Genomic DNA, 11,474 nt, shown 5'->3' with positions numbered 1-11,474 from the left:
CCCGGATCATGTCCGGGGCGTTTCGATCTTCCGCTCGAAACGGGTTCGACGAAGGGGCAGGGTGGTCCTGCTTCTTCCTCTCAACTCCAACGCCAAGACAGGCTGAAGTGACATGACTGGTCAAACCATTCGCATCCGGCTGAAGGCATTCGATTACCGCGTTCTGGACTCGTCCACGCAGGAAATCGTCAACACGGCAAAGCGCACCGGCGCCCAGGTCCGTGGCCCGATCCCGCTGCCCAACAAGATCGAGAAGTTCACGGTTCTCCGTGGCCCTCACGTTGACAAGAAATCCCGCGATCAGTTCGAGATCCGGACGCACAAGCGTCTGCTCGACATCGTGGATCCGACCCCGCAGACGGTGGACGCGCTGATGAAGCTCGACCTCGCCGCCGGCGTGGATGTCGAGATCAAGGTGTAAGGGAGGGATCCGAGATGCTCCGTTCCGGTATCATCGCCAAGAAGGTGGGCATGACCCGCCTGTTCATGGAAGACGGCAAGCAGATTCCTGTGACCGTCCTTCAGCTCGACAAGCTTCAGGTTGTTGCGCAGCGTACCGCTGACGACCATGGCTATACCGCCGTCCAGCTGGGCGCGGGCACGGCCAAGGCCAAGCGGACCTCCAAGGCCATGCGCGGTCACTTCGCCACGGCGAAGGTGGAACCGAAGCGCAAGGTTGCGGAATTCCGCGTTGACCCCGAGAACCTGATCGCCGTGGGTGAGGAAATCACTGCCGATCACTACTTCGAAGGTCAGTTCGTGGATGTCTGCGGCACCTCGATCGGTAAGGGTTTCGCCGGTGCCATGAAACGGCACAACTTCGGCGGCCTGCGCGCGACGCACGGTGTCTCGATCTCTCACCGGTCGCATGGGTCGACCGGTCAGTGTCAGGACCCGGGCAAGGTGTTCAAGGGCAAGAAAATGGCCGGTCACATGGGCGCTGTCCGTGTCACCACGCAGAACCTGCAGGTCGTCAAGACCGACAGCGAGCGTGGCCTGATCATGGTCAAGGGCGCGGTTCCCGGCACCAAGGGTGGCTGGGTCACGGTGAAAGACGCCGTGAAGAAGCCGTTCCCCGAGAACGCGATCCTGCCCGCCGCTCTGAAATCCGCCGCTGAAGAAGCTGCGAAAGCCGCTGAGGAAGCTGCAGCCGCAGCCGCCGCAGAGGCCGAAGCAGAAGCCAAGCGTCTGGCCGAAGAGCAGGCTGCCCAGGAAGCCGAAGCGCTGAAAGAGGCCGAAGCCGATATCGAGGCCGACAAGGCCGAAGATCAGGGCGACGCCGCTGAGAAGAAGGAAGGCGACGAATGAAACTCGACGTGATCAAACTGGACGGCTCCAAGGCCGGTTCCGTCGATCTCGGCGACGAGATCTTCGGCCTGGAACCGCGTGCAGACATCCTGCACCGCGTGGTCCGCTGGCAGCGCAACAAGGCGCAGCAGGGCACCCACAAGGTTCTCACCCGGTCCGAGGTCAGCTATTCGACCAAGAAGATCTATCGCCAGAAGGGCACCGGCGGCGCACGCCACGGCTCCCGCAAGGCGCCGATCTTCCGCAAGGGCGGTATCTACAAGGGCCCGGTGCCGCGCAGCCATGCGCACGACCTGCCCAAGAAGTTCCGCAAACTGGGTCTGATGCATGCGCTTTCGGCCAAGGCCAAGGAAGGCGCGCTGGTCATCATCGACACCGCCGAGGCGGATGGCAAGACCACGACCCTGGCCAAACAGGTCAAGAACCTGGGCTGGAAGCGGGCGCTGGTCATCGACGGTTCCGTCAACGAAGGCTTCGCCAAGGCCGCCTCGAACATCGAGGGGCTGGACGTGCTGCCGTCGATCGGTGCCAACGTTTATGACATCCTCAAGCGTGACACCCTGGTGCTCACCAAGGCGGGTGTCGAAGCACTGGAGGCTCGGTTGAAATGAGCGCGAAGGCAGAACATTACGACGTGATCCGCAAGCCGGTCATCACCGAGAAAGCAACCATGGCCTCCGAGGCCAACGCGGTTGTCTTCGAAGTGGCCCCGGATGCGAACAAGCCGCAGATCAAGGAAGCCATCGAGGCGCTCTTTGGTGTGAAGGTGAAGGCCGTGAACACGACCATCACCAAGGGCAAGGTCAAGCGGTTCCGGGGCATCCTCGGCAAGCGCAACACCGTCAAGAAGGCCTATGTGACCCTCGAAGAGGGCAACACGATCGACGTGACGACCGGCCTTTGAGCGTAGTGGGATCACACCCCACCCCAAGAGATTGAGAAAGCCCCCCGCAGCAATGCGGGGGGCTTTTCGTTAGACGGATGTTGACGTGGATGGCCTCAGGCTCGGACGGCTTTCTTCGCCACGAGCGTCTCTTTCTTCTCCCCCAGGGAGAGAAGCAGGATCACCGCCAGCAACGGCGTTCCGCAGATCGCGACCAGAGCCCAACCGAACTGGTTTCTGTTCCGCTCTTCCGCCAGCGAGGCGGGAAACAGGACACAGAGCCAGATGAAGGAGATGAGGGCGCCGAGCCCCACACCTGCGAAAAGAAGGTTTTCCATGTTGCGCTACCCATTTTTGAACTTTTTTTGACCATCTGTTCAATGAAGTTCTCCTTGGGTCAAGTCCGGCGTGCGTGCTGCGGTGCAAGTAGATGCGGAATGTTGCATTCGATCCCGGCGCGGGGGTGGCCGCGGTCCGCAGCGGGGGATGGCCAGGACACGCGCCCTGTGCCTTGCAAGAAAGCCAGATTGCGGGGCGATCGGGGTTGACCATGGCGGGAAGGGGCTCTAAACGGGCGCATCCGCAAAGCCCCGGATTCGTCCGTGGCTCTGTGTTTTGCGTGGTGGTGCATTTCCTGATGTGCCCCGCGCGACCTGAACCGGGGACCTTCGGGGCCCTATACCACTGGCCGTCACGTACATGGGGGCCTCAAACATAGCCGGGCGCAAACGCCTGGCACTGCTAAACGGAAGACAGAAAGCATGGCACTCAAGTCGTATAAGCCGACGACGCCGGGCCAGCGCGGGCTGGTGCTGATCGACCGTTCGGAGCTGTACAAAGGACGCCCCGTCAAGGCCCTGACCCAGGGTCTGACGAAGAACGGCGGCCGGAACAACACCGGACGGATTACGATGCGCCGCAAGGGCGGCGGGGCGAAACGCCTTTATCGGATCGTCGATTTCAAACGTAACAAATTCGATGTGGCGGCCACCGTCGAACGGATCGAGTATGACCCGAACCGGACCGCCTTCATCGCGCTGATCAAGTATGAGGACGGCGAACAGGCCTATATCCTCGCACCGCAGCGTCTGGCCGTCGGTGACAGCGTCCTCGCCTCCCAGAAGGCCGATATCAAGCCGGGCAACACGATGCCCTTCTCCGGCATGCCGATCGGTACCATCGTTCACAACATCGAACTGAAGCCCGGCAAGGGTGGTCAAATCGCACGCGCCGCGGGCACCTACGCCCAGTTCGTCGGCCGTGACGGTGGCTATGCCCAGATCCGCCTCAGCTCGGGTGAACTGCGCATGGTTCGTCAGGAGTGCCTGGCCACCGTCGGTGCCGTGTCGAACCCCGACAACAGCAACCAGAACTACGGCAAGGCCGGTCGCATGCGGCACAAGGGCATTCGCCCGTCTGTCCGCGGCGTCGTGATGAACCCGATCGACCACCCGCACGGTGGTGGTGAAGGCCGGACCTCCGGTGGTCGTCACCCGGTGACCCCGTGGGGCAAGCCGACCAAAGGTGCCAAGACCCGTAACCGCAACAAGGCGTCCAGCCGACTGATCATCCGGTCGCGTCACGCCAAGAAGAAGGGGCGGTAATCCATGTCGCGCTCTGTTTGGAAGGGTCCGTTCGTCGATGCCTACGTCCTGAAAAAGGCCGAGAAGGTACGCGAGTCGGGCAAGAACGAAGTCATCAAGATCTGGTCCCGCCGCTCGACGATCCTGCCCCAGTTCGTGGGCCTGACGTTCGGCGTCTACAACGGCCAGAAGCACGTTCCGGTGAACGTGACCGAGGACATGATCGGCCAGAAGTTCGGTGAATATTCGCCGACCCGTACCTACTACGGGCATGCTGCCGACAAGAAAGCGAAGCGGAAGTAAGTCATGGGCAAGGAAAAGAACCCCCGCCGCGTGGCCGACAACGAAGCAATGGCGAAAGTCCGCATGCTCCGTACGTCCCCGCAGAAACTCAACCTGGTCGCTCAGCTGATCCGCGGCAAGAAGGTGGACAAGGCCCTCACGGACCTGACCTTCTCCAAGAAGCGGATTGCAGAGGATGTGAAGAAATGCCTTCAGTCCGCGATCGCCAACGCCGAAAACAACCACAACCTGGACGTCGATGAGCTTGTCGTCGCAGAGGCCTATGTGGGCAAGAACCTGATCATGAAGCGCGGGCGTCCCCGGGCTCGTGGCCGCTATGGCCGGATCATGAAGCCGTTTTCGGAGCTGACCATCAAGGTCCGCCAGATCGAGGAGCAAGCCTAATGGGTCAGAAAGTCAATCCGATCGGCATGCGCCTGCAGGTCAACCGCACCTGGGACAGCCGCTGGTACGCCGACACCAAGGATTACGGCGATCTTCTTCTCGAAGACGTCCGGATCCGTGAGTTCATCAACGAAGAGTGCAAGCAGGCCGGTGTGGCCCGCGTCATCATCGAACGTCCGCACAAGAAGTGCCGTGTGACCATTCACACCGCGCGTCCGGGCGTCATCATCGGCAAGAAAGGCGCGGACATCGAAGTCCTGCGTCAGAAGCTGGCGAAGATGACCGACAGCGAACTGCACCTGAACATCGTCGAGGTCCGGAAGCCGGAACTGGACGCACAGCTGGTCGGCGAGTCCATCGCCCAGCAGCTGGAGCGCCGGGTTTCCTTCCGCCGCGCGATGAAGCGGGCCGTGCAGAACGCCATGCGCATGGGCGCCCTGGGTATCCGGGTGAACGTGGCTGGCCGTCTGGGCGGCGCGGAAATCGCGCGTACCGAATGGTACCGCGAGGGTCGCGTTCCGCTGCACACGCTGCGTGCCGACATCGACTACGCCCTGTCCGAAGCGATGACCCCCTACGGGATCATCGGGATCAAGGTGTGGATCTTCAAAGGCGAGATCATGGAGCACGATCCGCAGGCCCGCGACCGCAAGGCCCAGGAGCTCCAGGATGGTCCCGCACCCCGTGGTGCCGGCGGCGGACGCCGCGACCGCGACCGGTAAGGAGACAGGAAGATGCTTCAACCGAAACGCACGAAATTCCGCAAGCAGTTCAAGGGCCGCATCAAAGGCGAAGCCAAGGGTGGCTCTGATCTGAACTTCGGAACCTACGGCCTCAAGGCCACCGAACCCGAGCGCGTCAGCGCCCGCCAGATCGAAGCCGCCCGCCGGGCCATGACGCGTCACATGAAGCGTCAGGGCCGGGTCTGGATCCGGATCTTCCCCGACGTGCCCGTCACCGCCAAGCCGATCGAAGTTCGGATGGGTAAGGGTAAAGGCTCCGTGGACCGTTGGGTCTGCAAAGTGAAGCCTGGCCGGGTCATGTTCGAACTGGACGGCGTGGCAGAGGACGTCGCTCGCGAGGCCCTGCGCCTGGCCGCGATGAAGCTTCCGGTCAAGACCCGCGTCGTGGTTCGCGAAGACTGGTAAGCCGCGCGCTTGCGACATGAAAAGGCCCCCGCCGAGTGATCGGCGGGGGCTTTCTCGTTCTCGGAGGGTGGCGGCGGGGTTACTCGCCCGCCTCCAGCCATTCCAGGCGCAGACCGCGGCCCCACCCCTTGGCGAACCCTTTCCAGTAGCTGTGCTCGGGCTTGAAGCTGCCGTCGTCATTGGCGGCCCAGACGCCTTCGTTCGCCACCGGCACGAGGTCGAGATAGGCCTCCTTCTCGCCATCCGCCTTCAGCTGCGTGTCGAGCCAGGCGGTGATGAAGTGCTGCGAGATGTTGTTCATCCGCGTGGTATCCCAGACCGCGTCCAGATAATGGTCGCTGCCGCTGACACCGGGTTCCAGCGCCTCGGCGGGGACGGGCATGGGCGCGCCGGCGTTGTGGCCCGCGCTATCAAAGGTCAGCAGCGCCCGATCGACGCCGGTGGTCTCCTCCCAAATCTTGCGCACGCCGTTTTCATAGCCGGATACCTCGTCCATCGACCCCGCGATGAAGAGGGCAGGGACACGGACACCCGAGAGCCCCTCGGCATCCCACATGTTCCAGTTCCGCCCCCAGGGGCCGAAGGCGACGATGGTCTTGATCCGGGGATCGGGCAGGGCCTCATGCGTGTCGCTGCCCGCCCTGTGCACGGCCAGCAGGCCATGCGCCGCGCCGAAGGGCAGTTTGATCGCGTCCTCGCTGACGCCGCCGCCTGCGGTGATCAGCGCGCCGTAGCCGCCCATGGAATACCCGATGAGACCGGCGTTCGAGGCGTCGACCAGACCGTTGAGGAACGACCCGTCCTCCTCGGCCATCCCCGCGATCTGATCGAGCACGAAGAGCTGGTCATAGGACCGGTTGATGAGTGTCGAGCCGAAGGTGGCGAAATAGCTGTCGGAGACCTGGAAGGTCCGGTAGGTGGATTCGTTGTGGTCTATCGCGGCGACGACATAGCCCTTGGAGGCCAGGTTTTCGCCCAGGTGTGACATCAGGAACCGGTTGCCCGGCCAGCCGTGGGAAATCAGGACCAGCGGATAGGTCCCCTCGGCCGGTGCGGCATCGCGGCGTGCCTTGCCCGCGATCTCGATCTCGGTCTTGCCGTCGCGCAGGTAGGTCGAGATTTCGGTGGCGCCGTCCGCCCCGGCGGCGGCGGGATACCAGACCTCGACCGTCAGCTCGCGATCATAGGTTGGCAGCGTCTCCGGCTTCTCCGCCGTGGGGTCGACGGCCAGGACGTTCATCTGATCCTCATTGACCAGTTCCAGCGTGCGCACGCCGATGTCCATTTCCCCATAGGCCGACAGTTCCGGCGCATAGGGCCGTTGTCCGTCGATCCTGTTTTCCGCCACGGCCGCTGTTGTGCCGACGGCGATGGCCACGGCAAGCAGCCCCCTCCCGGTCATGTTTCGCATTTGCTCCTCCTGTTGCGAATATGTTCGTTTGTGGCGCGATTGTTCGCGCAAACGCGCCGAAACGCAACAGGTTCGCGCAATGCCCCGTAACCTGCTGATCCATGCGGATGATTTCCGCCGGCGGTGAAAAACCTCTCTGTTGCAATCCCCGCAAGCGCGATAAGAGGGCCGCATGACCGAGATACGTTCCCTCTTTGCCACCCAGCTCTACCGTGCCCGTCTGTCTGACTACGGCCCGGCCATTTCCAACGACGAACTGGAGGTGTCCTGCTATTCCATCGCCGAGGATGACGAGGCGGGGCAGGCCTGGTGCGAGGAGCAGGGCTATCCCGGCTACACCTCCTATGCCTCGCTGACCGATCTGCCCTGGCGCTTCCCGATCTTTGCCGATGTCGTCAAGGCGCTGGATCAGCATGTTGCGGCCTTTGCCGAACATTGCCAGTTCGATCTGGGCGACAAGGGGCTGGTGCTGGAAGACCTGTGGATCAACATCCTGCCCGAGGGCGGCACGCATTCCAGCCATATCCACCCGCATTCGGTGATCTCCGGCACAACTTACGTTGCGATGCCCGACGGCGCGTCAGCCTTGAAACTGGAGGACCCGCGGCTGCAGATGATGATGGCGGCCCCGACCCGGATCAAGGGCGCACGGGAAGAGCTTCGGCCCTTTATCTACGTCGCGCCGGAACCGGGCGAGGTGCTGCTTTGGGAAAGCTGGCTGCGGCACGAGGTGCCGATGAACATGTCCGAGGACGACAGGATCTCGGTCAGCTTCAACTACAAGTGGGACTAGAATGACAAAAGAGACGCCCCGGCTCCTCATGTTCATACGCCTGGACATGGGGCCGGCGCAGCAGCTTCGCGGCGACAACGGCGAAGTGCGCATGATCTATCGCGTGAACGGCGGCCACTTCACCGGGGACCGGCTGTCCGGCCAGGTTCTGCCGGTGGTCGGCGACTGGGCCAGCATCAAGGACGGACAGGTCACCATGGATGTCCGCGTGCAGCTGCGCACGGATGACGGGGTGGACGTGCTGATGGCCTACGAAGGCATCCTGCCGATGGAGGACGGGATGCGCGATCTTCTCCCGCCCGACGCGCGCCTGTCGCAGAGCGGCCACCATTTCCGCGTCACACCCTCCCTCGAAGTGCGCGGCGCGGGGTATGAGTGGCTGGCCAAAGCCAAGATCTTCGGGGTCGGCATCCGGTTCGCGGACGCCATCGAATACCACGTCTACGAAGCCGCCTGCTGCACGCAGACCTGACGCCGCCGGAGCGCCGCACAGTTTTTTGCCGAAAGGGCTTGCCACACAAGGCTATCGGGCGTACATGGCCCCCTCATCATGACTCCACCGGAATCAGGGTGACCCGCCGCATGCGCGGCAAGGGGCCCTCCGGTGATGTTGAAAGGAAAGAAAACATGAGCGCGAATGACCTTCGTGAAAAGACGCCCGACCAGCTGCGCGAGCAGCTGACCGAGCTGAAGAAAGAGCAGTTCAACCTGCGCTTTCAGCAGGCCACCGGCCAACTGGAAAACCCTGCACGTATGCGCACCGCGCGCCGCGAGGCCGCCCGCGTCCTGACCGTGCTGAACGAAAAAGCCGCTTCGGCTGCCGAATAAGGGAAGATCCAGATGCCCAAACGTATCCTTGCAGGTGTCGTGACTTCTGACGCCAACGCCCAGACCGTCACCGTGTCGGTGGAACGCCGCTTCACACACCCGGTTCTGAAAAAGACCATCCGTAAGTCCAAGAAGTACCGGGCTCACGATGAGAACAACACCTTCAAGAAAGGTGATGAGGTCCGCATTCAGGAATGCGCGCCGAAATCGAAGACCAAACGTTGGGAAGTCATCACCGCGTAAGCGGGGCTTTTCAGCTTAATCGAAACCCTGGGGGACAAGGGCGCTGCAGCCCTCCCCAAAGGTCGGGAGAAACCAAATGATCCAGATGCAGACCAATCTGGATGTCGCTGACAACTCCGGTGCTCGCCGGGTTCAGTGCATCAAGGTCCTCGGCGGTTCGCACCGTCGATACGCGTCGGTTGGCGACATCATCGTTGTTTCGGTGAAAGAAGCCATTCCGCGCGGCCGTGTGAAAAAGGGTGACGTCCGCAAGGCCGTCGTCGTTCGCACCGCCAAGGAAGTTCGCCGTGAAGACGGCACCTCCATCCGCTTCGACCGCAACGCCGCCGTCATCCTGAACAACGCAGGTGAGCCGGTCGGCACCCGTATCTTCGGGCCGGTCGTGCGCGAACTGCGTGCCAAGAACTTCATGAAGATCATCTCGCTTGCTCCGGAGGTGCTGTAATGGCTGCGAAACTCCGCAAAGGTGACAAGGTCATCGTGATCGCCGGCAAGGACAAGGGCAAGACGGGTGAAATCACCCAGGTTCTGCCCCAGGAAGGCAAGGCCATCGTCGACGGCATCAACGTCGCCATCCGCCACACCCGCCAGACCCAGACGTCCCAGGGTGGCCGTCTGCCCAAGGCGCTTCCGATCCAGCTGTCCAACCTCGCTCTGGTCGATGCCAACGGCAAACCGACCCGTGTGGGATTCAAGATGGACGGCGACAAGAAAGTGCGCTTCGCCAAGACCACGGGGGACGTGATCGATGCTTGATACCGCAAACTACACCCCGCGTCTGAAGGCCGCCTATCGTGACAGCATCCGTGCCGCCATGAAGGAAGAGTTCGGCTACACCAACGACATGATGATCCCGCGCCTGGACAAGATCGTCCTGAACATCGGCTGCGGGTCCGAGGCCGTGAAAGATAGCAAGAAAGCCAAGAGCGCACAGGAAGACCTGACCGCGATCGCTGGCCAGAAAGCCGTCACCACGAACGCGAAGAAGTCGATCGCCGGTTTCCGCGTCCGCGAGGAAATGCCGCTTGGTGCCAAAGTCACCCTGCGCGCCGACCGGATGTACGAATTCCTCGATCGCCTGATCACCATCGCCATGCCCCGTATCCGCGACTTCCGCGGCGTGTCGGGCAAATCGTTCGATGGTCGTGGGAACTATGCCATGGGCCTGAAGGAACACATCGTGTTCCCCGAGATCAACTTCGACAAGGTCGACGAGGTCTGGGGCATGGACATCATCATCACCACCACCGCGAAAACCGACGCGGAAGCAAAGGCGCTGTTGAAGCACTTCAACATGCCCTTCAACAGCTGACGCGGGAGAGAGAGTTATGGCTAAAAAATCCATGATCGAGCGCGAGAAAAAGCGCGAGCGGCTGGTTGCGAAATATGCCGCGAAGCGCGAAGCGCTGAAAGAAATCATCAACGACCAGTCGAAGCCGATGGAAGAGCGTTTCCGCGCCACCCTGAAGCTGGCCGAGCTGCCCCGCAACTCGTCCCCGACCCGTCTTCACAACCGCTGCCAGCTGACCGGCCGTCCGCACGCTTACTACCGTAAGTTGAAGGTCTCCCGGATCATGCTGCGCGAGCTTGGCTCCAACGGCCAGGTTCCCGGCCTCGTGAAATCCAGCTGGTAAGGGAGGGGTAGATATGAACGATCCTATCGGCGATATGCTCACCCGTATCCGCAACAGCCAGCTGCGCGGCAAATCCACCGTCTCCACCCCGGCGTCCAAGCTGCGGGCCTGGGTGCTGGATGTGCTGGCGGACGAAGGCTACATCCGCGGCTATGAAAAAGGCACCGATTCCAACGGTCACCCGACCCTGGAAATCAGCCTGAAATACTACGAAGGCGCCCCTGTCATTCGCGAACTCAAGCGGGTCTCCACGCCCGGCCGTCGCGTCTACATGAGCGTCAAGGACGTCCCGCAGGTCCGTCAGGGCCTGGGTGTGTCGATTGTCTCCACGTCCAAGGGCGTGATGTCGGATGCAGCAGCGCGCAGCCAGAATGTTGGCGGCGAAGTGCTCTGCACCGTCTTCTAAGGAGGTCCATCAATGTCTCGTATTGGTAAAAAACCGGTCGAGCTGCCCTCTGGCGTCACCGCGACGATCTCGGGCCAGACCGTGGAAGTGAAAGGCCCGAAAGGGACCCACAGCTTCACCGCCACCGACGATGTGACCATCGTGCAGGAAGACAACGCCATCACGGTGACCCCGCGTGGCTCGTCCAAGCGCGCGCGCCAGCAGTGGGGCATGTCCCGCACCCGCGTCGCGAACATGGTTGCCGGCGTCACCGACGGCTTCAAGAAAGAGCTCGAGATCAACGGCGTGGGCTACCGTGCCGCGATCCAGGGCAACGTCCTGAAGCTGAACCTTGGCTATTCGCACGACGTCGATTTCGACATTCCGGCCGGTGTCACCATCACCTGCCCGAAGCAGACCGAAATCATTGTGGAAGGGTCCGATCCCCAGCTTGTGGGTCAGGTTGCGGCGAACATCCGCGACTGGCGCCGTCCCGAGCCGTACAAAGGCAAGGGCATCAAGTACAAGGACGAGTACATCTTCCGCAAGGAAGGCAAGAAGAAGTAAGGAC

General features: G+C 62.2%; 21 protein-coding genes. 19 read left to right on the top strand and 2 right to left on the bottom strand.

Annotated features, from left to right (window positions below; genetic code table 11):
• Window positions 1-112 precede the first annotated feature (112 nt).
• Genes rpsJ through ACFC2Y_RS09370 form a run of 4 tightly spaced genes read left to right on the top strand, consistent with a single transcriptional unit; the run spans window position 113 to window position 2,212 of the window.
• Entirely contained in the window at window positions 113-421 is a 309-nt protein-coding gene (gene rpsJ, locus ACFC2Y_RS09385; protein ID WP_375174754.1) for a 30S ribosomal protein S10, read from the top strand.
• 14 nt (window positions 422-435) lie between these two features.
• Window positions 436-1,308: a 50S ribosomal protein L3 gene (rplC, locus tag ACFC2Y_RS09380; protein WP_375174755.1), complete on the top strand. Its 873-nt coding sequence runs from the start codon at window positions 436-438 to the stop codon at window positions 1,306-1,308.
• A complete protein-coding gene (gene rplD / locus ACFC2Y_RS09375) occupies window positions 1,305-1,919 on the top strand; it encodes a 50S ribosomal protein L4 (protein ID WP_375174756.1) in 615 nt (204 codons plus the stop codon). The genes rplC and rplD overlap by 4 nt, the downstream gene beginning before the upstream one ends.
• On the top strand, window positions 1,916-2,212 hold the full coding sequence (locus tag ACFC2Y_RS09370; protein ID WP_375174757.1) for a 50S ribosomal protein L23: 297 nt from the start codon (window positions 1,916-1,918) through the stop codon (window positions 2,210-2,212). Before rplD ends, ACFC2Y_RS09370 begins: the two co-directional genes overlap by 4 nt.
• Window positions 2,213-2,307: 95 nt before the next feature.
• Here ACFC2Y_RS09370 and ACFC2Y_RS09365 read toward each other — a convergent pair whose 3' ends face one another.
• Window positions 2,308-2,529 carry a hypothetical protein gene (locus ACFC2Y_RS09365; protein ID WP_375174758.1) on the bottom strand — a complete coding sequence of 74 codons (222 nt, stop codon included), beginning with the start codon at window positions 2,527-2,529 and terminating at the stop codon, window positions 2,308-2,310.
• Window positions 2,530-2,952: 423 nt separating this feature from the next.
• On the opposite strand from ACFC2Y_RS09365, the gene rplB reads away from it, so the two are divergent.
• From rplB to rplP, 5 genes are read left to right on the top strand one after another with little or no spacing between them, the layout of a single operon-like run.
• A complete protein-coding gene (gene rplB / locus ACFC2Y_RS09360) occupies window positions 2,953-3,795 on the top strand; it encodes a 50S ribosomal protein L2 (protein ID WP_375174759.1) in 843 nt (280 codons plus the stop codon).
• 3 nt (window positions 3,796-3,798) lie between these two features.
• Entirely contained in the window at window positions 3,799-4,077 is a 279-nt protein-coding gene (gene rpsS, locus ACFC2Y_RS09355; protein WP_136636898.1) for a 30S ribosomal protein S19, read from the top strand.
• A 3-nt stretch (window positions 4,078-4,080) separates the two neighbouring features.
• On the top strand, window positions 4,081-4,461 hold the full coding sequence (gene rplV, locus ACFC2Y_RS09350) for a 50S ribosomal protein L22 (RefSeq protein ID WP_375174760.1): 381 nt from the start codon (window positions 4,081-4,083) through the stop codon (window positions 4,459-4,461).
• Entirely contained in the window at window positions 4,461-5,183 is a 723-nt protein-coding gene (gene rpsC, locus ACFC2Y_RS09345) for a 30S ribosomal protein S3 (RefSeq protein WP_375174761.1), read from the top strand. Before rplV ends, rpsC begins: the two co-directional genes overlap by 1 nt.
• A 12-nt stretch (window positions 5,184-5,195) precedes the next feature.
• The gene (rplP, locus tag ACFC2Y_RS09340; RefSeq protein WP_375174762.1) at window positions 5,196-5,609 is read left to right on the top strand and encodes a 50S ribosomal protein L16; all 414 of its coding nucleotides are present in this window, start codon (window positions 5,196-5,198) and stop codon (window positions 5,607-5,609) included.
• 79 nt (window positions 5,610-5,688) lie between these two features.
• Here rplP and ACFC2Y_RS09335 read toward each other — a convergent pair whose 3' ends face one another.
• Entirely contained in the window at window positions 5,689-7,011 is a 1,323-nt protein-coding gene (locus ACFC2Y_RS09335) for an alpha/beta hydrolase family protein (protein WP_375174986.1), read from the bottom strand.
• A gap of 181 nt (window positions 7,012-7,192) precedes the next feature.
• Here ACFC2Y_RS09335 and ACFC2Y_RS09330 point away from each other — a divergent pair, with 181 nt between their 5' ends.
• From ACFC2Y_RS09330 to rplF, 10 genes are all read left to right on the top strand, one after another.
• Window positions 7,193-7,813 carry a 2OG-Fe(II) oxygenase family protein gene (locus ACFC2Y_RS09330; protein WP_375174763.1) on the top strand — a complete coding sequence of 207 codons (621 nt, stop codon included), beginning with the start codon at window positions 7,193-7,195 and terminating at the stop codon, window positions 7,811-7,813.
• A 1-nt stretch (window position 7,814) separates the two neighbouring features.
• Window positions 7,815-8,285: a DUF3237 domain-containing protein gene (locus ACFC2Y_RS09325; RefSeq protein ID WP_375186434.1), complete on the top strand. Its 471-nt coding sequence runs from the start codon at window positions 7,815-7,817 to the stop codon at window positions 8,283-8,285.
• A 155-nt stretch (window positions 8,286-8,440) separates the two neighbouring features.
• Window positions 8,441-8,641, top strand: coding sequence for a 50S ribosomal protein L29 (gene rpmC, locus ACFC2Y_RS09320; RefSeq protein WP_375174765.1), 201 nt, complete (start codon window positions 8,441-8,443; stop codon window positions 8,639-8,641).
• Window positions 8,642-8,653: 12 nt separating this feature from the next.
• A complete protein-coding gene (gene rpsQ / locus ACFC2Y_RS09315) occupies window positions 8,654-8,884 on the top strand; it encodes a 30S ribosomal protein S17 (protein ID WP_188475782.1) in 231 nt (76 codons plus the stop codon).
• 76 nt (window positions 8,885-8,960) lie between these two features.
• A complete protein-coding gene (gene rplN, locus ACFC2Y_RS09310; protein ID WP_009805806.1) occupies window positions 8,961-9,329 on the top strand; it encodes a 50S ribosomal protein L14 in 369 nt (122 codons plus the stop codon).
• On the top strand, window positions 9,329-9,640 hold the full coding sequence (rplX, locus tag ACFC2Y_RS09305; RefSeq protein WP_375174766.1) for a 50S ribosomal protein L24: 312 nt from the start codon (window positions 9,329-9,331) through the stop codon (window positions 9,638-9,640). Before rplN ends, rplX begins: the two co-directional genes overlap by 1 nt.
• Window positions 9,633-10,196 carry a 50S ribosomal protein L5 gene (gene rplE, locus ACFC2Y_RS09300; RefSeq protein WP_375174767.1) on the top strand — a complete coding sequence of 188 codons (564 nt, stop codon included), beginning with the start codon at window positions 9,633-9,635 and terminating at the stop codon, window positions 10,194-10,196. Before rplX ends, rplE begins: the two co-directional genes overlap by 8 nt.
• 16 nt (window positions 10,197-10,212) lie before the next feature.
• Complete coding sequence (rpsN, locus tag ACFC2Y_RS09295; RefSeq protein WP_375174768.1) at window positions 10,213-10,518, top strand: 30S ribosomal protein S14; 306 nt, start codon at window positions 10,213-10,215, stop codon at window positions 10,516-10,518.
• Between the two features lie 13 nt (window positions 10,519-10,531).
• Window positions 10,532-10,924, top strand: a complete 393-nt coding sequence (gene rpsH, locus ACFC2Y_RS09290; protein ID WP_375174769.1) for a 30S ribosomal protein S8 — start codon at window positions 10,532-10,534, stop codon at window positions 10,922-10,924.
• A gap of 12 nt (window positions 10,925-10,936) precedes the next feature.
• Complete coding sequence (gene rplF, locus ACFC2Y_RS09285; RefSeq protein ID WP_375174770.1) at window positions 10,937-11,470, top strand: 50S ribosomal protein L6; 534 nt, start codon at window positions 10,937-10,939, stop codon at window positions 11,468-11,470.
• Window positions 11,471-11,474: the final 4 nt, after the last annotated feature.

It is taken from the genome of Pseudooceanicola sp. (genome assembly GCF_041987405.1).
Classification (GTDB): Bacteria; Pseudomonadota; Alphaproteobacteria; order Rhodobacterales; family Rhodobacteraceae; genus Pseudooceanicola.
This window is presented reverse-complemented; position numbering and strand designations above follow the sequence as displayed.

Excerpts from the sequence above, each read along its gene's own strand:
- rplX (WP_375174766.1), top strand. The coding sequence starts at position 9,329 with ATGGCTGCGAAACTCCGCAAAGGTGACAAGGTCATCGTGATCGCCGGC.
- ACFC2Y_RS09370 (WP_375174757.1), top strand. The coding sequence starts at position 1,916 with ATGAGCGCGAAGGCAGAACATTACGACGTGATCCGCAAGCCGGTCATC.
- rpsN (WP_375174768.1), top strand. The coding sequence starts at position 10,213 with ATGGCTAAAAAATCCATGATCGAGCGCGAGAAAAAGCGCGAGCGGCTG.
- ACFC2Y_RS09330 (WP_375174763.1), top strand. The coding sequence starts at position 7,193 with ATGACCGAGATACGTTCCCTCTTTGCCACCCAGCTCTACCGTGCCCGT.
- rplN (WP_009805806.1), top strand. The coding sequence starts at position 8,961 with ATGATCCAGATGCAGACCAATCTGGATGTCGCTGACAACTCCGGTGCT.
- rplD (WP_375174756.1), top strand. The coding sequence starts at position 1,305 with ATGAAACTCGACGTGATCAAACTGGACGGCTCCAAGGCCGGTTCCGTC.
- rplF (WP_375174770.1), top strand. The coding sequence starts at position 10,937 with ATGTCTCGTATTGGTAAAAAACCGGTCGAGCTGCCCTCTGGCGTCACC.
- rpsH (WP_375174769.1), top strand. The coding sequence starts at position 10,532 with ATGAACGATCCTATCGGCGATATGCTCACCCGTATCCGCAACAGCCAG.
- rplP (WP_375174762.1), top strand. The coding sequence starts at position 5,196 with ATGCTTCAACCGAAACGCACGAAATTCCGCAAGCAGTTCAAGGGCCGC.
- ACFC2Y_RS09365 (WP_375174758.1), bottom strand. The coding sequence starts at position 2,529 with ATGGAAAACCTTCTTTTCGCAGGTGTGGGGCTCGGCGCCCTCATCTCC.
- ACFC2Y_RS09325 (WP_375186434.1), top strand. The coding sequence starts at position 7,815 with ATGACAAAAGAGACGCCCCGGCTCCTCATGTTCATACGCCTGGACATG.
- rplC (WP_375174755.1), top strand. The coding sequence starts at position 436 with ATGCTCCGTTCCGGTATCATCGCCAAGAAGGTGGGCATGACCCGCCTG.
- rplE (WP_375174767.1), top strand. The coding sequence starts at position 9,633 with ATGCTTGATACCGCAAACTACACCCCGCGTCTGAAGGCCGCCTATCGT.
- rpsQ (WP_188475782.1), top strand. The coding sequence starts at position 8,654 with ATGCCCAAACGTATCCTTGCAGGTGTCGTGACTTCTGACGCCAACGCC.
- rpsS (WP_136636898.1), top strand. The coding sequence starts at position 3,799 with ATGTCGCGCTCTGTTTGGAAGGGTCCGTTCGTCGATGCCTACGTCCTG.
- ACFC2Y_RS09335 (WP_375174986.1), bottom strand. The coding sequence starts at position 7,011 with ATGACCGGGAGGGGGCTGCTTGCCGTGGCCATCGCCGTCGGCACAACA.
- rplB (WP_375174759.1), top strand. The coding sequence starts at position 2,953 with ATGGCACTCAAGTCGTATAAGCCGACGACGCCGGGCCAGCGCGGGCTG.
- rplV (WP_375174760.1), top strand. The coding sequence starts at position 4,081 with ATGGGCAAGGAAAAGAACCCCCGCCGCGTGGCCGACAACGAAGCAATG.
- rpsJ (WP_375174754.1), top strand. The coding sequence starts at position 113 with ATGACTGGTCAAACCATTCGCATCCGGCTGAAGGCATTCGATTACCGC.
- rpsC (WP_375174761.1), top strand. The coding sequence starts at position 4,461 with ATGGGTCAGAAAGTCAATCCGATCGGCATGCGCCTGCAGGTCAACCGC.
- rpmC (WP_375174765.1), top strand. The coding sequence starts at position 8,441 with ATGAGCGCGAATGACCTTCGTGAAAAGACGCCCGACCAGCTGCGCGAG.